Source organism: Burkholderia sp. WP9 (assembly GCF_900104795.1).
GTDB lineage: Bacteria > Pseudomonadota > Gammaproteobacteria > Burkholderiales > Burkholderiaceae > Paraburkholderia.
In genome coordinates, this window is record NZ_FNTG01000002.1 from 3,586,378 (window position 1) to 3,607,134 (window position 20,757).

General features: G+C 56.9%; 20 protein-coding genes. 10 read left to right on the forward strand and 10 right to left on the reverse strand.

The genetic code is table 11. The annotated features are described in order from the left end of the window. Positions 1-23: 23 nt before the first annotated feature. The 3 genes from BLW71_RS37095 to BLW71_RS37105 all read left to right on the forward strand — a co-directional run bounded on the left by BLW71_RS37095 (position 24) and on the right by BLW71_RS37105 (position 2,553). Entirely contained in the window at positions 24-722 is a 699-nt protein-coding gene (locus tag BLW71_RS37095) for a fumarylacetoacetate hydrolase family protein (RefSeq protein ID WP_091808607.1), read from the forward strand. 22 nt (positions 723-744) lie between these two features. Then, a complete protein-coding gene (gene maiA / locus BLW71_RS37100) occupies positions 745-1,413 on the forward strand; it encodes a maleylacetoacetate isomerase (RefSeq protein WP_091808609.1) in 669 nt (222 codons plus the stop codon). A gap of 198 nt (positions 1,414-1,611) precedes the next feature. After that, positions 1,612-2,553: a LysR family transcriptional regulator gene (locus BLW71_RS37105; RefSeq protein ID WP_091808612.1), complete on the forward strand. Its 942-nt coding sequence runs from the start codon at positions 1,612-1,614 to the stop codon at positions 2,551-2,553. A gap of 79 nt (positions 2,554-2,632) precedes the next feature. On the opposite strand, the gene BLW71_RS37110 is transcribed toward BLW71_RS37105, so the two are convergent. Beyond that, positions 2,633-3,520 (reverse strand): LysR family transcriptional regulator, encoded by an 888-nt coding sequence (locus BLW71_RS37110; protein WP_091808614.1) that lies wholly within the window; start codon positions 3,518-3,520, stop codon positions 2,633-2,635. Positions 3,521-3,641: 121 nt separating this feature from the next. Between BLW71_RS37110 and BLW71_RS37115 the strand changes: the two genes are divergently transcribed. From BLW71_RS37115 to BLW71_RS42825, 6 genes are all read left to right on the forward strand, one after another. Beyond that, complete coding sequence (locus BLW71_RS37115) at positions 3,642-4,619, forward strand: IS5 family transposase (RefSeq protein ID WP_091796501.1); 978 nt, start codon at positions 3,642-3,644, stop codon at positions 4,617-4,619. Positions 4,620-4,866: 247 nt separating this feature from the next. Continuing rightward, positions 4,867-6,396, forward strand: a complete 1,530-nt coding sequence (locus tag BLW71_RS37120) for an efflux transporter outer membrane subunit (RefSeq protein WP_286162210.1) — start codon at positions 4,867-4,869, stop codon at positions 6,394-6,396. A gap of 5 nt (positions 6,397-6,401) precedes the next feature. Then, entirely contained in the window at positions 6,402-8,621 is a 2,220-nt protein-coding gene (locus BLW71_RS37125; RefSeq protein ID WP_091808617.1) for an FUSC family protein, read from the forward strand. Next, entirely contained in the window at positions 8,611-8,808 is a 198-nt protein-coding gene (locus BLW71_RS37130) for a DUF1656 domain-containing protein (RefSeq protein WP_091808619.1), read from the forward strand. Before BLW71_RS37125 ends, BLW71_RS37130 begins: the two co-directional genes overlap by 11 nt. Before the next feature lie 33 nt (positions 8,809-8,841). Beyond that, positions 8,842-9,753 carry an efflux RND transporter periplasmic adaptor subunit gene (locus BLW71_RS37135; RefSeq protein ID WP_091808623.1) on the forward strand — a complete coding sequence of 304 codons (912 nt, stop codon included), beginning with the start codon at positions 8,842-8,844 and terminating at the stop codon, positions 9,751-9,753. A gap of 84 nt (positions 9,754-9,837) precedes the next feature. Then, positions 9,838-10,278 (forward strand): MarR family winged helix-turn-helix transcriptional regulator, encoded by a 441-nt coding sequence (locus tag BLW71_RS42825; protein ID WP_091808625.1) that lies wholly within the window; start codon positions 9,838-9,840, stop codon positions 10,276-10,278. Positions 10,279-10,344: 66 nt separating this feature from the next. Here the strand turns inward: BLW71_RS42825 and BLW71_RS37145 are convergent, their stop codons facing one another. The 7 genes from BLW71_RS37145 to BLW71_RS37175 form a co-directional block, all read right to left on the reverse strand. Beyond that, a complete protein-coding gene (locus BLW71_RS37145; RefSeq protein WP_091808627.1) occupies positions 10,345-11,571 on the reverse strand; it encodes a porin in 1,227 nt (408 codons plus the stop codon). Between the two features lie 99 nt (positions 11,572-11,670). Continuing rightward, complete coding sequence (locus BLW71_RS37150) at positions 11,671-13,008, reverse strand: MFS transporter (RefSeq protein ID WP_091808629.1); 1,338 nt, start codon at positions 13,006-13,008, stop codon at positions 11,671-11,673. Between the two features lie 555 nt (positions 13,009-13,563). Continuing rightward, entirely contained in the window at positions 13,564-14,586 is a 1,023-nt protein-coding gene (locus BLW71_RS37155; protein WP_091808632.1) for an LLM class flavin-dependent oxidoreductase, read from the reverse strand. A 37-nt stretch (positions 14,587-14,623) separates the two neighbouring features. Further along, positions 14,624-15,028 carry a DoxX family protein gene (locus BLW71_RS37160; protein ID WP_091808634.1) on the reverse strand — a complete coding sequence of 135 codons (405 nt, stop codon included), beginning with the start codon at positions 15,026-15,028 and terminating at the stop codon, positions 14,624-14,626. Positions 15,029-15,047: 19 nt separating this feature from the next. Beyond that, the gene (locus BLW71_RS37165; protein WP_091808636.1) at positions 15,048-15,719 is read right to left on the reverse strand and encodes an alpha/beta hydrolase; all 672 of its coding nucleotides are present in this window, start codon (positions 15,717-15,719) and stop codon (positions 15,048-15,050) included. 22 nt (positions 15,720-15,741) lie between these two features. Beyond that, the gene (locus tag BLW71_RS37170; protein WP_091808638.1) at positions 15,742-16,371 is read right to left on the reverse strand and encodes an NADPH-dependent F420 reductase; all 630 of its coding nucleotides are present in this window, start codon (positions 16,369-16,371) and stop codon (positions 15,742-15,744) included. Positions 16,372-16,472: 101 nt separating this feature from the next. Further along, positions 16,473-16,787 (reverse strand): DUF4148 domain-containing protein, encoded by a 315-nt coding sequence (locus BLW71_RS37175; RefSeq protein ID WP_091808640.1) that lies wholly within the window; start codon positions 16,785-16,787, stop codon positions 16,473-16,475. Positions 16,788-16,931: 144 nt separating this feature from the next. On the opposite strand from BLW71_RS37175, the gene BLW71_RS37180 reads away from it, so the two are divergent. Next, positions 16,932-17,852, forward strand: coding sequence for a LysR family transcriptional regulator (locus BLW71_RS37180; protein WP_091808642.1), 921 nt, complete (start codon positions 16,932-16,934; stop codon positions 17,850-17,852). A gap of 306 nt (positions 17,853-18,158) precedes the next feature. On the opposite strand, the gene BLW71_RS37185 is transcribed toward BLW71_RS37180, so the two are convergent. Both BLW71_RS37185 and BLW71_RS37190 read right to left on the reverse strand, forming a co-directional pair. Further along, positions 18,159-19,337 (reverse strand): porin, encoded by a 1,179-nt coding sequence (locus tag BLW71_RS37185; protein ID WP_091808645.1) that lies wholly within the window; start codon positions 19,335-19,337, stop codon positions 18,159-18,161. A gap of 186 nt (positions 19,338-19,523) precedes the next feature. Then, a complete protein-coding gene (locus tag BLW71_RS37190; RefSeq protein ID WP_091808647.1) occupies positions 19,524-20,723 on the reverse strand; it encodes a M20 aminoacylase family protein in 1,200 nt (399 codons plus the stop codon). Between the last annotated feature and the right edge of the window lie 34 nt (positions 20,724-20,757).

Here is a 20,757-nt window from a genome sequence, read left to right on the forward strand (position 1 = left end):
TTTCACTTTTCAGGTTGAACATTATGGCATTCGTTTTCCCACCCGAGGCGCCAGTCGCCGTTCCGGTCGCCGGTAGCGACGACAGCTTTGCCGTGCGGCGTGTCTATTGTGTCGGCCGCAATTATGCAGCGCACGCGCGGGAAATGGGATTTGATCCCGACCGCGAACCGCCGTTTTTCTTCTGCAAGCCGGCTGACGCGGTTGTGCCGGTTGCATACGGCGAAACGCTGGAGCTTGAATACCCGAGTCAAACGTCCAACTATCACTATGAAGCGGAACTCGTTGCGGTGATAGGCAAAGGGGGTTCGGATATCGCGCTCGATAATGCACTCGACCATGTGTGGGGCTATGCGGTCGGTCTGGATATGACGCGTCGTGATTTGCAGATGAAAATGCGCGAAATGGGTCGGCCGTGGGAACTCGGCAAGGCGTTTGATCGCTCCGCGCCGATGGGGCCGATCCATCCGGTCGAGAAAGTAGGCCACTTCGAGAGCGCCAGTTTATGGCTCACGGTCAACGGTGAGACCAAGCAAAAGAGTGATGTTTCCCATCTCATCTGGTCGGTCGCGGAAACCGTCGCTTATCTGTCGCAGTTCTTCCGGCTCGAACCAGGCGATGTGATCTTCACGGGCACGCCTGAGGGGGTCGGCGCGGTTAAGGCGGGCGATACGATGAAAGTTGGAGTGGAGAAACTCGGCGAACTGACCGTACGCGTTATTTGACCGTCGCCAGGAGATCGTTGCCATGCAACTCTACAGTTTTTTCAATAGTTCGACGTCGTACCGGCTACGCATCGCACTCGCATTGAAGGGTCTGGATTATTCGTACAAGCCCGTGAACATTCGGACCGGAGGACACCGTGACGCCCAGTATGTCGCTGAAATCAACCCGTCCGCGTCGGTTCCCGCTTTGGTCGATGGTGAGTTTCACCTCGGGCAGTCGCTCGCGATCATTGACTATCTCGATGCGCAGCATCCCGAGCCACGCCTGATTCCAGCAGATGTGCACGAGCGGGCACGTGTACTTGAAATGTCGTACCTGATTGCGTGCGATATTCATCCTGTCAACAACCTTCGTGTGCTGCGATATCTGCAAGATGAACTGAAGGTAACACCGGAACAAAAAAATGCGTGGTATCGGCATTGGATTGCCGAGGGTATGGCAGGCGTAGAACGTTTGCTCGCACGAGCGGCAGATGAAGCGGCGGCGGATGGTTCTGCCGGTCCATGGTGCTTCGGCGCGCAACCGACACTGGCCGATGTATGTCTCGTGCCGCAGTTCGCGAATGCACAGCGTATGGGCTGCGACATGAGCGAGTATCGGCGCAGTCTGGCAATCTGTGAACACGCAAACGCGCATCCAGCTTTTGATCGTGCGAAACCGCAAAACCAACCTGATTACGTAACGAGTTGAGACTGCGGTGGTAAGAAGAGTGGAGCGACCTTCCATCTGCACCTACAGGGTGGACGGAAGGGCGCAGCGGGCCGCACCGCCCGACGTTCCGGTAAAGATTGCCTGGTCAGCGACAGCCCAGCAAATGAGATCAAACTAAGCTGCATTAAATGAGCTGCGGGACCGTTTTACGGGGAGGGCCGCTGCACTGGAGAGTCTGTGGACACGCTTCAAAATATGCGCATATTCAAACAGGTCGTGGAATATGCGAGTTTTACTACCGCGGCTAAGCACCTCGATATGGCCACGGCGCAGGTTTCGCGTGCTGTTTCTGAGCTTGAGGTGCGTTTGCGCACTCGCCTCCTGCACCGTACGACGCGTCGCATTGCGCTTACGGAAGCGGGCGAGCGCTATCTCGCACGCTGCAACAAGATTCTGATGTACGTGGATGAAGCGGAAGCCGAGGCAAGTGACGCACATATGACCGCGTCGGGAAAGCTCAGACTGCATTCACTGACAAGCTTTGGTTTGCGATATCTGGTGCCGATCATCGCCAGATATCACGACGGTCACCCCTCTGTCGAGGTCGACCTCACGCTATCCCAGCATCTTCCCGATTTGATTGAGGAAGGTTACGACATAACGATTACGCTTTCCGCAGACTTGCCGGATTCGGCGCTGGTCTCCCAGCGATTGGGGAGTGTCCACAGCATTCTCTGCGCTTCTCCGGAATATTTGCGACGCAATGGCACACCGGTCGAACTATCGGACCTCGCTCAGCACAAGTGCCTTTACGTTCTCGCGCCGACGGGGCAAACCGACCGTTGGACTTTCAGCGGCCCTGACGGCGAGGAAATGTTTGACCTTGGACCTGCGCCCCTGAGGGTCAATATTCCAGAGGCGCTATCCATCGCTGTAAAGGAGGGGATGGGGATTGGTTTGGTGCCGGCACTCACGGCAATTCCGTTGCTCAAATCCGGTGCGCTTCGGCGCGTGCTGCCTGACTACACCGCGCAGCATTTAACTATCTATGCGCTGTATCCGTCTCGCCAGTATTTAGATGCGAAGGTTCGGACCTGGGTGGATTTTGTGCGGCAGGAACTCACTCCAGAGCTGGATTCCGACTTCGATTTGCTCAGAACACTTGGTCCGGATTTGTAAGGCACGGTCGCAACCGGGAGAGAGCGCGTGCGCGTTGCCCGCGGCGAATGAGTTCCACCTCAGGTTGGAGCTAGCTTCTCTAAGCAGGTGGTAGCTCCGCTGCAACGAAGTCCAGCCATGTCCGCAATTTTGATTCGAGGTGTTGTCCGGCGTGATACAGCCCAACGATAACCTTGTTATCGAGTGTGTATTGCGGGAAGAGTCGCGTAAGCGTGCCGGCACTCAGATGAGGTAAAGCTACCGATGCAGGCAGGATGCCGATCCCTCTTCCTTCGCAGAGTGCAGCAGCCAATGCATTGACAGAGTTCTCGGAGAAGCTCGAAGTCAAAATCTCGATGACCTCGCTGCTGTTCGGCCCATTAAAGGTTAGATGACTACGGCCTCTCGAAGCTGAAAATTCGACGAAAGCGTGTAGCGAAATCTCGAGAGGGGACTGCGGTCTACCTTGTTTTGCTAGATAACTGGGCGCCGCACATGCAATACCGAAGACGGTTCCAACGCGCTGTCTCGCCCATCCACGCGCGCGGAAGGCGTCTTCCGCGCTCAAAAGCAACGCATCATAGGGTTCATCAAATCCCGGCAAGCCATTTCCGAGCGTAAGTTCAACCTCGACAAGGGGGTAGCGACGCTCGTAAGCGGTGACAAGCGGAACGACGTAGTGCTGCCCAAGATGGACTGTTGAATACACTTTGAGCTTACCGACCGGCCGCGCGCGCACATGCGCATCTGCATCACTGATCTCAAGCTCTGCTTGTTCCAGGCAGTCTAGTATTGCGTAGCACCGTGCCCGGTAACGGCGTCCGGTCTCCGTGAGGACCATTCGTCGCGTGGATCGCTGCAGTAGCTTTGCACTCAAGCGGACCTCGAGCTCGGAAATCGCCCGTGACGCACTTGCCGTGGTCGTATCCAGCGCTTGGGCCGCATCGGTGAAACTTCCCAGCTCAACGACCTTCAAGAAGAGTTTCATACTCTGAAGCGTATCCACTTTCCACTCACATCTCGACTATGTGGCGCTGATTCTTGCACTTTTGGCCTAAGGCTACGCTGAAAAAGGTCAACGGCATTGGGCGTTCAATCGTTAGATGTGCATGAAACAACAGACCCTTGCGATGGCGGCCGATCAAGGCGCCGGATTTGAACAGTACCGTCGGCCAACCAAACGCGATGTGTTCCTTGAGACGATGGAGCAGATCGTGCCGTGGGCGCAATTGTGCGAGGTTGTCGAGCCGTACTATCCGAAGGGTCAAGGCGGTCGCCCGCCAGTGGGTCTGGAGCGCATGCTGCGCATGCACTTTGTGCAGCACTGGTTCAACCTGGCGGATGAGGCGTGCGAGGAGGCGCTGCTGGACAGCACCGCATTGCGGCGATTCGTCGGGATTGACCTGGGGCGCGAGCGGGTTCCCGATGGCACGACGCTGTTGAAGTTTCGCCGGCTGCTGGAGCGCAACAAGCTCGGCGAGCAGTTGTTCTCCAAGGTCGGCGAAGTACTGCAAGGGCATGGGCTGAAGGTTGGCACCGGCACGATCGTGGATGCCACCATCATCGGTGCGCCCAGTTCCACGAAGAATGCGGACAAGGCACGAGACCCCGAAATGCATCAGACGAGGAAGGGCCAGCAGTGGTACTTCGGCATGAAGCTGCACATCGGTGTGGATAGCCAGACGGGACTGGCACACAGCGCGGTAGTGACGGCGGCAAACGTGCATGACAAGCATCCGCTGCCGGCGCTACTGCACGGCGACGAGCGGCGTGTGTACGGCGACAGCGCCTATGCGAGCCAGAAGGAACTCATCGCCAGCAAGGCGCCGAAAGCGAAGGACTTCACCAACCAGCGTGTGCGCAATCGCAGTGGTGAAGTCGATGAAACCAGGCGCTCGAAAAACCGCAACAAGTCGAAGATTCGTGCCCGGGTCGAACACGTCTTTGCGGTGGTCAAGCGGCTGTGGGGCTTCGGCAAGGTGCGCTATCGCGGCCTCGCGAAGAACGCCACGCGTGCCTTTACTGCACTCGCGCTGGCCAACATCTACATGAGCCGCGCGCGGCTGATGGCACAGGTGCGTCCATAAGCAGCCGAAATGGGTCGAGAGCCCCGCTTGCCAGGCCCTTCAGGGCCGGGAAATCGAACCGGTCGCATCGCTGATCTCACATTCCGGAATTCAGCATCAAGCTGTCGGCGAAAACGGTGGCTTCTTCAGCGTAGCCCTAAGGCATTACGAGTGATTCTGTTAACAATATTTTGAGAAAGCATCTCTCCGGTCGCTGGAGGACGAAAAATATAATCGTCCCGTGTAAGCCTTGAGCCTGGAGAATCCCGTGCAACCCCGATCGACAAAGATAGTTTTCGTCACACTGATTGCTGTGGCGAATGCGCTGATGGCCGGCTGTGCGAGCTTCAACCATACGGCGCCTGAGAGCAGTCGGATAGACCCGGCGACGCTTGATGCGGGAGCAGCAATCAGAAGCGCCAATGCCGAGGCGCAGTGGCCGTCGCAACAATGGTGGCACGCGTTGGGAGATCCCCAGCTTAACGGACTGGTCGAGCGATCGCTGGACAAGAATCCTACGCTTGCGGTTGTGCAGGCGCGAGTGCGGGAAGCAGAAGCGGCCGCGGATCTCGCACATGCCTCCCTATATCCACGTGTGGACGGATCGATGGCATTGGGACGAAAGCATTTTCCCGACAATACCTATTACGGACCCGGTGCCTACAATCACACTACGACCTGGAACAATACAGCTGGGTTGTCCCTTTCATACAACCTGGATTTGTGGGGGCGGGATCACAACGCACTTTTGCGTTCGCTTGACGCATCGCATGCTGCCGCTACTGACGAACGGGCCGCAGCAGTGGAACTCCAGTCAAATGTTGTTCGAACATATCTGACGCTTTCGTTGAGCTTTGCTCTGCGGGATATCGCGGTCTCGACACTGGAGCAACAGGAGCATATAGCGTCCATCGCGCAACGACGGCTTGCCGGAGGCATCGGCACGCGGCTCGACTTGAGTCAGGCGGTCGCGCCTTTGCCTGAGTTCAAGCGGCAAATTCAGGTGTATGACCAGACGATTGCTTTGACGCGAAATCAGTTGGCTGCGCTTACCGGAGACGGTCCGGGCTTCGGCGAATCGATCACCCGCCCGGTTCTTTCATTGGCGACGCATGCACAACTCCCGTCAAATCTGCCCGCCGAACTTGTGGGGCGCCGTCCCGACGTCGTCGCGGCAAAATGGATGGTCGCCGCCCAGGCTCGGGGTATCGATGTCGCCAAGGCTCAGTTCTATCCGAACGTGAATCTTATGGCGTCGATCACGCAAATGGCCGCTGGGGGAACATTTCTCACCTTCCTTCATCCTGAAGGCACCGGGTGGATGGCGGGCCCGGCGATCACGTTGCCGATATTCGAGGGAGGCGCGCTGCGGGCCCAGCTTGGAGCTGCTTCTGCGCAATACGATGAAGCGATTAGCCGCTATAACGCCGTGCTGATCTCCGCCCTAAAAGATATCTCCGACCAGGTCGTGAACGTCCGGTCGTTTGATGCGCAGGCGGAAGATTCAGCCGACTCTGTAGCGGCAGCCCAAGATAGTTATCAGCTGGCGGATAAAGGATATCGCCGGGGGCTGACGGATTATCTCAACGTCCTGACAGCTCAAATGCAACTACTAAAAGCGCGTGAAGGGCAGGCTCATGTGCAGGTCTCCCAGCTCCAGGCTTATGCGTCGCTGCAGACAGCGCTCGGGGGCGGCGCAGACATCGCCTTCCAGAGTCCCAATGAGAAACAGATGACTCCGTCCGATCATTTGACGCCCTTTGGTTTCAATACATCTTCGAAGCCGGGCGAAAAATGAGCGGTATGAATAGCAGTGCTGCATTCAAAGCCGAGGACTCGCGATTCTTCTCCTTTCAGTCACTCGTAGCAGGCTTTGCGAACTGGTGGGGAACGTCAGGCCCGGTATGGATCTATGTGTCCAAGACAGCGCTGGCAGTCATTCTGGCGCTTCTCATTGCTATGCGGCTGAATTTGCCGCAACCGCGCACTGCAATGATCACGGTCTTCATCCTGATGCAGCCACAGAGCGGGCTGGTTCTCGCAAAGAGCGTGTTCCGGTTTCTCGGCACGGCAGTCGGCCTCTCTGTCATGTTGTTTTTCGTCAGTCTGTTTGCACAACAGCCGGTTCTATATCTGACAGCCGTCGCGACGTGGGTCTGCGTGTGCACAACAGGAGCAGCGCGCAACCGTAATTTCCGCTCATATGGCTTTGTCCTCGCCGGATACACGGCTGCTCTGATCGGTGTTCCCGTCGGCCAGCAGCCGGACGGAGCATTCATATCGGCAATGACGCGTGTTGCAGAGACTTCGGTTGGTATTGTGTGTGCCGGCGCTGTCAGTGCGTTGATATTTCCAAGCTACATCGGCGAGCAGATAAAGACAGTGATGAGAAAGCGCTTCCGCACACTTTCGGAGCATCTAAGCAGTGCACTTAGCGGTACGGTCGAGCAATCCGAGATAGAGCTGGCACACACGTATTTCCTCGAGCAGGTCATTGGTCTTGAGGCCGCCCGTAGTGTGGGCGTATTTGAGTTGCCTGACATGCGAATGCGCGGCAGAAGGCTTGCCCGAGCGAACCTTGAATTTATGAACGTCGCGACAAGGCTGCGTACTCTTCACGAGCAGTGGGAATTTGCACGGAATCAAGACGGCCCGGAGGTCGCGATCATGGACGTGATATTCGGCGAAATAAGTCTTCTTTTAAACCCGGAAGGAAGTCCGATTAAGACCGCTGCGGACGCGGCACATGCGACCGGGCCACTCTCGGCATTCAGAGACGATCTCACAAAGCGCCTTTCTCGAGGGCGCCGAGAGTTGGCGGGACGAGATCAGGCGGTGCTGCGCCGGTTTGATACCTGTGCCGATTTGTTCCGAAGGTTCGTGGATGATCTTGTCGCATATGTGGAAACATACGCGTCGCTGGCGACGCATAGCCACAGACGAGAGACGTGGTCCGGCAGCTTCATCCCGAAGACAAATATGATCGCTGCTGTGATCGCCGGATCAAGGGCCGCACTCTTGACGGGTGTCCTCAGCGCATTTTGGATCGAAACTGCGTGGCCAAGCGGTGGAACGATGGTACTCGCGGCCACAGCCGTCTGTGCGCTTGCTGCAACTTCGCCCCAGCCCGGGCGGTTTTCCAGGCAGATGTGTATCGGCACGACGCTTGCCGTCTTTCTCGGAGGATTTCTGCAATTTGGAGTTTATCCCCGGATAGATGGGTTTCCATTACTCGCCTTCTGCCTCACCCCATTTCTGCTGTTCGGTGCGGTGATGATGGCTCGCCCGAAGACGCTTGGCATTGGCATTGGCTTTTGCATATTTTTCAGCTTCATGGCTGGCCCGGACCTTGTTATGCAATATGAACCTTATTCTTTTATCAACGATAGTGTCGCGCTCATGATAGCCATGTTGGTAGTTTGGCTTTCGTTCGCGGTCGTGTTTCCCACGGACGGGAATTGGTTGAGATGGATCTTGCTTCGGGATTTGAGGAGGCAGGTCGTCCATGCGTGCGTAGGCCGCGGCGGCGATCTTGCCGCGCGCTTTGAAAGTGGTTCGCGAGATATTGTCTCTCAAATGAATGCAGTGGCCGCTGGCGGAACCGGTCGGAACGAATCGGCGCGCTGGCTGCTGCTAGTACTCTCGGTCGGGCGGACAGTCATTGACCTTCGTGACGAACTGGCCGAACTGCATGTTTGTCGGACATCGCCGGAAGAGATCAAGGCGTGGAGTTCTAACCTCGGTGGCGTGATCGGAGCGATCGCTGCGCTGTTCAAGAGAGTCAACAGCAAGCGGTTGACCCACGTGCTGCGGTTGTTGGATACGCTGACTGAAACGACACTGGCGCTGACGAGCCGCCCCACGCTCTATCAGGAAGAGCGCGAGAGCTTGTTGCGTTCACTTAGTCTGTTGGAATATCTCAAGGTAACGCTCCAAAACGAGAAGTCGCCTTTATCGGACTGTGTCGATTCACAGATCCGTCGTTTCAATTCAAAATTGAGAAACTCCGACCATGCATCGTGATTTCGCCCTGTTCGACGCCTATGTGCCGACTATTCTTCTCGCGTTCGCGTTGGGTTGTATGTGTACTTGGGTGCTCGATCGAGTGTTGGCATTAACAGGCATTTATCGCCTGGTTTGGCATCCGTCGCTGTTCAGGGCGAGTGTGCTGGTTTGCGTCTGTGGGATTCTCGGTCTGCTCATTTACTGATATGCGCGCCGAAAACTTAAAAAGGATTTCAACATGATCATGCGGAAATTGATCGGTATCGCGATGACCGCGTTGGTCTTTCTTGTCGCTGTATCGATAGGACGAGTGCTATGGGTCAGGTACATGGACGAACCATGGACCCGGGACGGGAGGATACGCGCGGACATCATCGGCATCGCCCCCGACGTGTCGGGAGCGGTGGTTTCCATGCCGGTAGCCGACAATCAGTTGGTCCATAAGGGCGATCTTCTGATGGAAGTCGATCCGTCGCATTACGCCATTGCAGTCGAACAAGCCAAGGCTGCTGTGGACGCGCATCGTGCTGATCTTGTCAGATTGAAGGCCGATGCGGAACGCAGACAAGATCTGGACAACGACGTGGTTTCGAAGGAAAGTCGGGACAACGCACTGAAAGCGGCGGCAAGCGCGGCGGCACTGCTGCAGCAGGCGCAGGCGCAACTCGATGCCGCGGAACTGAACCTGGCTCGGACCAAAGTCTATGCGCCCGTCGATGGTTATGTCACCAATCTCAATGTGCATCGTGGAGACTATGTAACGGCCGGCGTGCCGAAACTTGCCGTGGTCGACAGTTCCTCGTTCTGGGTCTATGGGTATTTTGAGGAAACTAAATTACCTCATGTAAAAGTCGGCGATAAGGCCCATGTTCGGCTGATGAGCGGAGGGGAGGTTGTTGGGCATGTCGATAGCATTTCTCGTGGCATCTACGACCGGGATAACCCTGTGAGCAGGGATTTGACCGCCGATGTCAACCCGACATTCAACTGGGTTCGGCTGGCGCAGCGGGTACCGGTGCGCATCCACATCGACAGCGTGGCGCGTGGAGTCGTTCTTTCCGCAGGGACCACCTGCACGGTGACCATCGATACAGATGAAAATCAGAAGGGGGCAGGGCGCATCGGCGGGCTGTTCAAGCCATCTGCTTAGTGATCAGGTGAGAATGCTCCGCTCCCTTAATGCAACCCGGCAGACGGCGGCAAATGGCTGGCTCGTCTGGTTTTGGAATTGACAATGAACGATGATCCATCGCGATACGTCGCTATCGAGGATAGTTTGGGATCTGTTATCACTCGAGCGGCGAGGATAGTGGGTCGCGAAGCGGACCTCGCCGCCCGGAAAGTCGGATCGACTTACAGCCAGTTATCGGTGCTGTCCGTTATGAGGCGAAATGACACAACAACCCCGCGCGAAGTTGCGAAAGCGTTGGACGTTGACTCAGGTTACGTTTCACGGGTGCTGGATAAACTGGAGCAATGCGGTTTGCTTGAGCGGAAACGGAGTCTCTCTGACAGGCGTGTGGTGGACATGCGACTGACTAATAGAGGTGGGGCGCTTGCCGCGCAAGCGCCCGCTGTTGTCGATGAGACACTAAACGATCGTCTAAGGCGATTCAGTGGTGCAGAGATCGAAGAGTTACGCCGCTTGTTGGCGAAATTTGTCGACCGCGCATGACGTTTCGCCGTCAGCCTTAGGTTGACCATAGGCGTGTTTTAAGCGCACCATCGTGATGAACGGGACTTAGAACTTGTGTCGAACCCCAAGGCGCAAGCCGATCTGCTTATCCGATGAGGACGGCGTAAAGCCGGCGATATTCGCTACAGCAGGTTGGCCCAATGAATCTCGTCCGTTCGCTCGTTGTAGTACGCAGAGGGTATAGATATCGGTTCGCTTTGAAAGATAATAGTCTGCACCTAGATCGAGCTGAATATATTTCGCTCCGCCGTCGCCGGCGACCGAATTGCGCTGAGTATAGTCAAAGGCAACGCCGGCCAGCAGTGTCGGCGTGACCATAGCTCGCACGCTCAGCTCCGCGCTGGTGAAAACAGCATTGCCCGAATAGCGCAAAGGATTTGGGCCGGACGAGGACCCTAGCGATTCAAAGCGCGTGTTGGTTACTACCGCACTAACGGTTGTCTGGCTGATCGTGTACGAGGCTCCGCCGCCAATAATCTCTAGCGTTTTGGCAGACGCATATCCTGCTAGACCGGGAGATGCTTCGGGCGCGCTAGGGGAGCCGAAAGAGCCGATGTTGTTGGCAGTCGCCAGTCCCTTGTTAGGCGTATTCCCATAAAAAGAAACGTTCGGATCTCTAGCGTTGAGGTATCCTGCACCCAATGAGAACGAGCCGCCGTTGTAGTTGACTCCCAAAGACCATATTTGATTCTGGGTCTCGCTGCCCGCCACACCGCCAAAACTATATAGTCCACCCGCGCGGATGCCACGGAAGGTTGGTGTCGTGTATTTGATGGAGTTGTTGATACGGTTCGTGTTGCTCAGGTTGTCGACGTCGTTCAGATGCGATGACATATAGCCACCCCAATACCCGGATGCCGAGAACTGCTGGACAGACTCGACCAACGGATCATATTGCCGACCGGCAGTCACGGTGCCTCTATTTTCGGACAATAATCCCACGTAGGCCTGACGTCCGAACTCAGCTCCGCCCTGTGCGAGCGCTCCGCTGTTTGCCATAAATCCGTTTTCGAGGACGAAGATTGCTTTCAGTCCGCCTCCGAGATCTTCGGTGCCGCGCAGGCCCCAGCGACTCCCAGACAGACCAGTGGTGTGCGCGTCGGTGAGCGCAACCTGACTGCCGCCTGTGGGTTGACCATTTAGCTTGCCGGTTTGTGCGTTATTGGTGTATGTCAGACCGACATCGATTAAGCCATATAGCGTTACGCTGCTTTGAGCGTGAGCAGTTCCCACAGTAAAAGCGATAATGCAGGCAGCAGAATACCTCTTCATGGGGTCTCCGATTCTTATATATGGTTGTGTGTGCCTTGAGGAGGCACACAGGTTACTGCGTCCGCGGCTTAGCGGTGCTGTGTGCCGCTGGTTTTGAAATTAGACGGCAGCGGATTTGGTGCTGCGGATCGCTGGCTGGACTCCGCATGCAAAGATCGCAATTGATGCAATAGCGGCAGGAACAGCAACGAGTAGAAAGAGGAGGGTGAAGCCAATGTTCGCCGAAAGGAGAATTCCGCCAATGAGCGCGCCGCAGACGGATCCAAAGCGACCGACCCCGAGAGCCCAACTTACCCCGGTAACTCTGCTCGCTGTGGGATAGTAGCGAGCCGCAAATGCGTTAGCGCCCACTTGTGAACCGCTAATGCAGAATCCGACGCCTGTGACGGCGGCTGCCAGCAGCGGGCCCTGTGCACTTCCTGTGGCGATGAGGAACGCCGAGCCGGCAGCATAAGCGACACCCAATACGATGGTCGGGGGGAAGCGGTCCATCAGATAACCAATGAAAAGGGCCCCGACGGTGCCGCCGACCTGATAGAAGATGGCGATCCGCGCCGCAGTGGCGAGCGACAAGCCAGAATGGTGGATCAAGGTGGGCAGCCAGTTCGTCATGAGATAAACGATCAACAGGCTCATGAAGAACACGCACCATAGCAACAATGTGCCGCGCCGGAATTCGGCGGCAAAAAGCTGTCGGACCGGCGAACCTTCAACCTTGATTTCCTGAAGTGAGAAACGCGTGTTCTCGTCGTAATGAACCGGCGCTATGCGAGAAAGAAGTGGCCCAATTCTAGCCGGCTGACATTCTCGGGAGACCATGAACCGCACGGATTCCGGGAGGAAGATGACCAGGATTGGCACCAAGGCCAAAGGAAGCACGCCACCGAAGAGAAGTACGCTTCGCCACCCGTGGTCTGGCAACAGTTGAGCTGAGACGACACCACCCAAGCCGGAGCCCAGCGTAAATCCACAGAACATCACGGTCGTTAGAAAAGACTTTCGGCGTTCGGGGCAATACTCCGAGGTAAGCGCGATAGCGTTGGGCATCGCGCCGCCAAGGCCTAGACCCGTAATGAAACGAAGAGCGATGAGGAATGCGACGGTTGGCGCGTATGCCGCAGCCAGGCTAGCGAGGCCGAAAAAGGTTACGGTGACGATTAGTGTTTTTTTTCGCCCGACCCGGTCGGCTAACGGGCCGAAAAACAATGCACCGATCATTAGGCCCGCTAGTCCTGCGCCGAACAGACCTCCGAGCACCGCTGGGCCGATTTGCCACTCATGCATCAGAGCAGGGGCGATGAAGCCGACGCAGGCGGTGTCAAAGCCGTCGACAGCCACAATACAGAAGCAGAGAAACACGATTCGCCACTGAAACACGGAGAAACGTTGAACGTCCAGCCAGGCGCGAACGTCGATGACAGGCGATGCACTCTTCATTAAATGTCTCCAGATTCTATTTTTCTGTCTAGCCTCCAAAGTAATCGGGCGATGTTTCCTGCGTCTACGGAACCCAATCGCATATTGCTTATTCACAATAGTTATTTTGCAAGCGGATGCGTGAGATGTTTTCACGACGGCGCGACGCACAAGGCTTCGCCGATTCACGCGGCGCGTCCTCGCGACCTTGCTATTCAGGCTCAACAGTGGATGGCTTGCTATACGATGGTTGTCGCGCTATTGACGGCAAGCGTGACACTTCGCCGGCCCGAAGAAAACTGCACCGCCGTTACCCGCCGAAATGGATGAAAGAGGCGAGCGCCATCGTTATCCCTGGGTTGACGCCAAAGTGGTATCGCCGGGCAAGCTACGCTGTGGTGACGTTTCGCTGATCAGCATTGAGCTGGAAAACTGTCTTGCCCCGATGTGCGGATGGCGTTCGCACTAATGCGCACGCAATAAACCGATCTGAGGCCAGTTGTAGATGCGCAGACTTCGAGAATGACGTAGCACCCTCGCCGGCATCTGTTTGTTGTGCCGCGGGCAGTTCGCCCGCTAGGGAATAGCCCGGCGAACAGCGGGAATGACTTCGGCGGCAAGCAGTTCAATCGATTCCTTGACCATCTCGAATGGAAGACCACCGATGTCAAGTTGCGCCATGTAGCGCTGATGTCCGAACAGCTGATATTCCATCAGAATCTTGTCGACGATTTCCTCTACGCTTCCGACGAAGAGGGCACCGCGCGGTGAAGACAAAGCTTCGTAGGCGCTCCATGACATCTCTGCGTGCTCACGGGGAAGATTGTTTGCTATGTAACGCCTGTAGTAGGGGAAGAATGCCTCTCGTGCACGTCGGCCGTCGCGTTGAACATGGAAATGCCCGGAGACGGCCATTTTCAGTTGCGCTGGGGAATGGCCGGCCTCGGCGCCCGCTGCGCGATAAAGGTCGACGAACGGTACAAACTGCTCGGGCATTCCGCCAATGTTGGCAAGATTCAACGGCAAGCCTGCACGGCCGGCACGAATAGCACTCGACGATGTTCCACCGGCGGCGACCCAGATCGGAATGCGGCCTCGCAACGGTCGCGGCATGATCCAGGCGTCGGACAGAGGCGACCGGTGCATCCCTGACCATGACACAGGCCCCGGTTCATTGATTGCGACCAAAAGGCCCAGCTTCTCGTCAAACAGCGATTCGTAGTCAGTAAGCGAATGGCCGAACAGCGGAAATGACTCGCTATATGCGCCGCGTCCTACCAGCAGTTCGGACCGTCCGCCCGACAGGAGGTCGAGCGTGGAGAACTGCTGGTAGAGCCGGACCGGATCGTCGGAGCTCAGTATGCTCACCGCGCTGGTGAGACGGATCCGTCGTGTCACACTCGCTACTGCGCCCAACACGACCGATGGAAACGATACAGCGAAATCCGGGCGATGGTGTTCGCCCACACCAAAGACGTCGATTCCGGCTTCGTCGGCGATCCTTGCCGCGGCGACGATCTCCTCGAGGCGCTGATGCACGCGCTCTGTGCTGACTTCTCCGGCAGCAAGATCGCCGAACGTGTAAATGCCGAATTCCATTGCGTTATTCCTGTGACGTCGTGATGAGCCGTAGCGCTTAGGCCCCGCGAACAGTCGGTTTCACAGCAAAGACTCCATCGCCAAGCAACGCCAGTGTCGCAGCCGCAATCGCGAGGAAAACCGGGTACTCCCAGCCACCATTTGGATTGGTAAAGGACCAGCCGTTGCCAAAGTGCACGGTCGAAGCGGCCAACAATTCAATCGCGGCAACAGCCGCGACGGCGCGCGCATAAATGCCCGTCAGTAGGAAAATTCCACCGACGATCTCGAACAAGATAATCGGCCAGGCAAACCAGCCGGCGAAGCCAACCGATTCGAAGAATTTCGCGGTGCCGGCAGGCGTGAAGACGAGCAGCTTGGTCAGTCCGTGCGCGATGAACATAATGCCCAACGCGAGGCGCAGGAGGAAGGCGGCATAAGGAGCCGTGCGGTTATCGGTCATGATGAAACTCCGGTTCTGGTTAATCGAGATTGGTTTGCTGACTGACCCAACGTGAAAAATCACCGGCTATTTCGGCCGTCAGGGTGTGGCCCACGGAATACAGATGCATTTCATGCGGGACGCCGAGCGTGGTCAACCACGAATCAGCGTGTTCTGCGAACTTTACTGACAGCTTGTCGTCGAGTCGGCCGTGTGCGATGAATGCCGAGAGTCGGGCAAGCTCTTCGGCTGGTGCGAGATGCGGCTCCAGTTCCGGAAGAATACGACCGCTCAGAACGGCAAAGCGCCCCACGTCCTTGGGGGAAGACAAAGCAACACTCGCGCTGAGGATCCCGCCCTGGCTGAATCCCGCCATCAACGCCGGCACAGGTGCGTTCGCGTCGGCACTGGCCATGGAACGGACCAGCCTACGAAGGGTCAGGCGACTTTCGTCCGCTTGGGCCTCATTGATGACGGGTCCTTGCGGGCCGAATCGCACATGGAACCAGGCGTACTGTCCGGCACCGAGCTCTAGCCGGCCACGCACGAAGACCACCTCTACACGCTTGTCGATGGTGTCTGCAAGCGGTAGCAGGTTAGTCTCATTACCTCCGACTCCATGCAGCAGAAAGAGCCGTGCGGCGGGCTGACCCGTTGCGGGGCGTAGACGGAACGCGAGGCCGGAAGCGGCGTCTTTGTGCAGGATATTCATGATCTGCTCTGCTCGTGTGCTGTTATTTTGCGATCCAGGTGGGTGCGATGGCCGTGCCCAGACCGGCGCCGTAGCCCAGATAGATATTCAGGCCCGCCAGAGGCTCGAGGTAGCGGGCGTTTTTCAACGGACCGGCGTCGATCGGCTTAAAGCCAAGGCTTTCGATGAGTGCCTTGACCGTCTGCCTGGCGTGCGCACTGTCACTGGCGAAGAACACCGGTGCGGTCTGTTCGTTGGCGAAATTCGGCCCGTCGGCTAGAACCTGAGCAAACAGAGTGTTGAATGCCTTGACCAGTTGAACACCAGGGATTGCCTTGGAGATTTCTTCCGCGGCCGACGTGTCATGGCCGACGACCAGGCCCGAATAGTCTGCATTCAGCGGGTTGGTGATGTCGATGATGACCTTGCCGGTGAGGTCGCCCAGACCTTGCAGGGCAGTCACGGCATCGCCGTAGCCGGTCGCAAGAATAACGACCTCACTGTTACCTAGCGCCTCGCCGAGGGGAGAGGCCGTTGCACCTGCGTGCCCGGCCGCAAGTGCTTCGGCCTTCGAGACATCGCGGCCGGTGACGCGAACCGCATGGCCGGCCTTGCTCAGCTGCTTGACGAATGCGGCCCCCATGTTGCCGGTGCCAATGATGGTGACGTTCATATCAATAACCTCTTTAAGCTGACACGTTAAGTAGAAAGCAGCCACATTTATGGTGAGTAGCGGTTCAGCGTCGAATCGCTCGCGGCTCGCCGGTCCAACGGCTAATGACGCGCGTACAACGACTTTGTGGGGGGATTCGCCGCGGACTCGCCAGATTGCGACAATCCGCTGCCCACCCCGCCAAAGGCGTTGTTTTCGGCTCGTGCCGCGCCGTTCCGCGCGGACACACGAGTCTCAGCCGCCTGAACGTCGGCGGGATAGGAGGGGTCTCTGCCGTGGGCGCTATAACCAGCGTTTCTGAGCTGGACCAATTGGTCGAGAACCTGAGCGCGGCTCACTGGCTGGTTTGACTGGCCGAACGCGACGGGAGCGACGAATGCAGTGGCGACAACAATGGCTTGGATGAGCGACTTCATGATGGTTTGCCTCGGAGTTTTTGCCTTTTCGACTGCGAACCTGCCTGTTCGCAGCCGGAGTATTGAAGTCCATTCTATTGATCCAGCAATGGTTGATAAACAGCTATTATCTGGACATATAGTCCCATTTATCGAGACAATAGAATGGATCGAACTCTTGAAATGAGCGTGTTTACGGCCGTCGTCGAGGCCGGAAGCTTTATTGGCGCGGTCGATGCGCTGAGAATGTCCAAGGCCGCGGTCTCCCGTCATGTCGACTCCTTGGAGCAGCGTCTTGGCGTGCGCCTGCTACAGCGCACCACGCGCCGGCTTTCGCTGACTGAGGAAGGCAGGCTCTTCTATCAACGCTCCAAAGAGATTCTGGTGGCCTTGGACGACGCCGAAACAGAAGTGAGCTCGCGGACGCAGGAACCGAGCGGACTGATCCGCGTCAATGTGCCGTTGACGTTTGGCATCATGCATCTGGCCCCGTTATGGGGTGCTTTCATGGAAACGCATCCGCAGGTCGATCTGGACATTACGCTCAACGACCGCGTCGTGGACCTCGTCGACGAAGGTTACGACCTCGCAGTCCGCATCAGCGCGCTGCCGGACTCATCATTGGTGTGTCGCAAGCTTGCGGAGACGGAGATGCTTGCATGTGCATCACCGGGCTATCTTTCCCGTCACGGCGTTCCGACGCATCCGAAGGAACTGACTGCCCACCGGGTTATGGCGTACTCGCACCTGGCAGGGCGGGATGAATGGAAATTCGAAGGCCCAGATGGCGAGGTGGTCGTACGCACGCGCGCGCGTGTCTATTCAAACAACGGAGACACCTGCCGCGCGATCGCATTGCGCGACGGCGGCATCATATTGCAACCCAGCTTCATGATTGGGGAGGATTTGAAGCGTGGGGATCTTGTGAGAATACTGCCCGACTACCGTTCGGTTGAACTGGGAATTTACGCCGTGTATCCCAGCCGGAAGCAGTTGCCGATCAAAGTTCGCCGGCTTGTCGATTTTCTGTCCGACGCGTTTCTGGAACCAGCATGGGCGGTTACTCATTCACTGTCGCAAAACTGACACGCCGGACCAACTTTGCAATGACCGCGTTGTCCTTGCTGCCTCACCTCAGCGAGCGTCAGGCCGACTGTCACTGGCTCAATCTCGTCAAAAGGGTGTTCAACCCGGGCGATTTCTGAAGTGTCGGTCACGACAGTCCGTGTTCTAGTGCAGATTGCGATTCTCATGGCCCACGCTGTGGCGAGGATTCGCTTTCCGGTCCCTACGCGGAGGACCCGTGTTTTTTCCATTCCACGTCCTCCGCTCTCCACGATTCTGGATTTGTTCTAATCCGGGAAACTTGGATTTTTGACCGTCCCAAAGTGTCTAGAATTTGTGACGCATGCCGATACGCAGAAAGGTTTGCCTATCGCTGCTTGACGCAATCTGAGTATTGATCGCCGCGACAGCCGGTTTGCCGGATGAGCCTGTTCCTGAAGCCGACTGGTATATGCCAACAACGTACATGTCTGTTCGCTTTGACAGGAAATAGTCAACTCCCAACGCTGTCTGCAAATATTTCGCACCCGGGTTGGTAGCACCGTTCGACTCGCTGACGTCGCTTCCCTTCGTATAGTCGAATGCCGCGCCCACGAGCAGGGTGGGGGTCAGCTGATATTTGACATTGAGTTCCGCGTTATTGAACGTCGCCGTGCCGACATAGCCCTTCGTGTTAAGCGATGCGACCGCGCCAAGGTCCATAAACCTGATGTTGGAGTACGTCGCGCCAATCGTTGTCGCACCAAAGGTGTAAGCCGCGCCCAATGCGACGACCTGGTAGGTATTGGCTGAAACGAAGCCGCTGTAAACCGGCGTAGTGACAGACGACGCGGTGCTGGACGAAGTATTATTGCCGAACATGCTGCCATTGTTCGCTGCAGGTGTTCGGGCGTTCAGATAACCCACCCCAAGTACCAACGGACCGTTGACATAGCCGGCGCCTAGCGACCAGATCTGGTTCGACGTGAAGTTGCCTGCGACGCCGCCCATGCTATACGTGCCGCCGAATGTCAAACCGGCAAGATTCGCACTTGTGTACTTGATGGTGTTATTTGTGCGGTATGAGTTGTTAAGATTGTCGAGATCGCCCGGGTGAGCGCCCATGCTGCTTGCCCACTGGTCCCCGGACTCCAGCGGACCGACATAGTCCACGACGGAATCGTATTGACGGCCTAGCGTAATCGTTCCGACGCCGCCGGACACACCGACATATGCCTGGCGGCCGAACATCAAACCGCCTTGACCAAGCTTTCCGGTGCTGACGTCAAAACCGTTCTCCAGCACGAAGACTGCCTTCATGCCACTGCCGAGATCTTCTGCGCCGCGTAGTCCCCATCGACTGGCTTGCAGGCCTCCGCTCGTCAGACTATAGAGCCGCTTCCCGCCAGCGTTGGAATTGTAGTTGACTCCCTCGTCGAGGATGCCATAGAACGTCATGTTGCTTTGCGCTTGACCAACGCTGGCGAGTGCACTCAGAACGCTGAGCGCAAAGTAATGCTTTTTCATCGATTGATCTCCAGAAGGGGCATGCTCTTTTTTTGAAATCCAAGGTCACTGTATTCTCAAACGGACTACTAAATATATATTCGCGATCGAATAGAATTTTTCAACGAATCGCATCTCGTTGGATTTATGCTGATTTGTGACTGACGGGCAGGAAATCAAGAAATACAGCAATCGAAACGGAGCGCCCTACTGAAGGTACGTTTCCACGACCTTGACCCAATAGGTCGCCCCGAGACTGATGATGCGGTCATTGAAGTCGTATTTTGGGTTGTGGCACATGCACCCACCCCACTGGCCGACGCCATTGCCGATGAACACGTAGCTACCCGGAACAGCCTGCGCCATCCATGCAAAATCTTCGCTGGCAAGTACGGATTTCGTGTCGTGTAGCACATTCTCGGGACCGACGATCGCCGACGCGACACCGCGCGCGAGCGCCGTAGGGGATTCGGCGTTCATTACCACTGGCACCAGTTGCTTATAGTGAATCGAGGCTTCCACACCGAAGCACTGTGCCTGAGCCTCGACTATCCCGCGCACGCGTGCCTCAATGCGCTCACGGATCTCAGGGCTGGTTGAGCGTATATTGAGCATCAGTTCCACGGACTCGGGAATGACGTTGTGTGTTGCTCCTGCATGGATTGCGCCGATGCTGACGACACCCGTGTCCGTCGCCGCGAGATTGCGCGCGACGATCGTTTGCAACGCCATGATGAGAGAGCCGGCGGCGACGATGGGGTCGCGTGTCTTGTCAGGCATTGCCCCATGACCACCCACACCTGTCAGCTTGATCGTTGCTATATCGGACCCCGCTAACATGTCGCCGTCCTTCACAACGAATTGACCGACAGGGATGCCGGGCCCATTGTGCAGTGCGTACACGGCATCGCAAGGAAAGCGTTTGAATAAGCCGTCCTCGATCATCCGGCGTGCGCCGCCGAGGTTCTCCTCATCGGGCTGAAAAATCAGGTTTAGGGTGCCGTTGAATGACCGGCTTCGCGCAATATGTTTTGCTGCGGCGAGCAGGATGGCCGTGTGTCCGTCATGCCCGCAAGCGTGCATCTTTCCGGGCGTACGGCTCGCGTAGGGCAGACCAGTTTGCTCGAAGATCGGTAGCGCATCCATATCAGCGCGGATGCCGATCGTTCGTTTACTCGTTCCGAGCTTGAGTTGAGCAACGACGCCCATTCCGCCGATACCTGTGTAGACGCTGTAGCCCCAGTCTCGAAGCAGGCCTGCGACGAAATCAGCGGTCTCGTCGACGTCTGCCCCAAGTTCCGGATTCGCATGGAGACGACGCCGGATCTCGATGAACATTCCTTCCTCGGCCACGATTTCCGCGATCAGACGGTCTTCAGCAAATCCCTTCTCCAAAACCAACGGCATTTCTAGATCTCCATTCGTTGAAGTAGTGCGGCGC

What these genes read in the sequence shown, in the direction of transcription:
- BLW71_RS37155 (WP_091808632.1), bottom strand. Translation starts at nt 14,586, where the DNA reads ATGGAATTCGGCATTTACACGTTCGGCGATCTTGCTGCCGGAGAAGTC.
- BLW71_RS37185 (WP_091808645.1), bottom strand. Translation starts at nt 19,337, where the DNA reads ATGAAAAAGCATTACTTTGCGCTCAGCGTTCTGAGTGCACTCGCCAGC.
- BLW71_RS37170 (WP_091808638.1), bottom strand. Translation starts at nt 16,371, where the DNA reads ATGAACGTCACCATCATTGGCACCGGCAACATGGGGGCCGCATTCGTC.
- BLW71_RS37160 (WP_091808634.1), bottom strand. Translation starts at nt 15,028, where the DNA reads ATGACCGATAACCGCACGGCTCCTTATGCCGCCTTCCTCCTGCGCCTC.
- BLW71_RS37095 (WP_091808607.1), top strand. Translation starts at nt 24, where the DNA reads ATGGCATTCGTTTTCCCACCCGAGGCGCCAGTCGCCGTTCCGGTCGCC.
- BLW71_RS42825 (WP_091808625.1), top strand. Translation starts at nt 9,838, where the DNA reads ATGAACGATGATCCATCGCGATACGTCGCTATCGAGGATAGTTTGGGA.
- BLW71_RS37175 (WP_091808640.1), bottom strand. Translation starts at nt 16,787, where the DNA reads ATGAAGTCGCTCATCCAAGCCATTGTTGTCGCCACTGCATTCGTCGCT.
- BLW71_RS37110 (WP_091808614.1), bottom strand. Translation starts at nt 3,520, where the DNA reads ATGAAACTCTTCTTGAAGGTCGTTGAGCTGGGAAGTTTCACCGATGCG.
- BLW71_RS37150 (WP_091808629.1), bottom strand. Translation starts at nt 13,008, where the DNA reads ATGAAGAGTGCATCGCCTGTCATCGACGTTCGCGCCTGGCTGGACGTT.
- BLW71_RS37165 (WP_091808636.1), bottom strand. Translation starts at nt 15,719, where the DNA reads ATGAATATCCTGCACAAAGACGCCGCTTCCGGCCTCGCGTTCCGTCTA.
- BLW71_RS37130 (WP_091808619.1), top strand. Translation starts at nt 8,611, where the DNA reads ATGCATCGTGATTTCGCCCTGTTCGACGCCTATGTGCCGACTATTCTT.
- BLW71_RS37135 (WP_091808623.1), top strand. Translation starts at nt 8,842, where the DNA reads ATGATCATGCGGAAATTGATCGGTATCGCGATGACCGCGTTGGTCTTT.
- BLW71_RS37145 (WP_091808627.1), bottom strand. Translation starts at nt 11,571, where the DNA reads ATGAAGAGGTATTCTGCTGCCTGCATTATCGCTTTTACTGTGGGAACT.
- BLW71_RS37180 (WP_091808642.1), top strand. Translation starts at nt 16,932, where the DNA reads ATGGATCGAACTCTTGAAATGAGCGTGTTTACGGCCGTCGTCGAGGCC.
- BLW71_RS37125 (WP_091808617.1), top strand. Translation starts at nt 6,402, where the DNA reads ATGAATAGCAGTGCTGCATTCAAAGCCGAGGACTCGCGATTCTTCTCC.
- BLW71_RS37115 (WP_091796501.1), top strand. Translation starts at nt 3,642, where the DNA reads ATGAAACAACAGACCCTTGCGATGGCGGCCGATCAAGGCGCCGGATTT.
- BLW71_RS37190 (WP_091808647.1), bottom strand. Translation starts at nt 20,723, where the DNA reads ATGCCGTTGGTTTTGGAGAAGGGATTTGCTGAAGACCGTCTGATCGCG.
- maiA (WP_091808609.1), top strand. Translation starts at nt 745, where the DNA reads ATGCAACTCTACAGTTTTTTCAATAGTTCGACGTCGTACCGGCTACGC.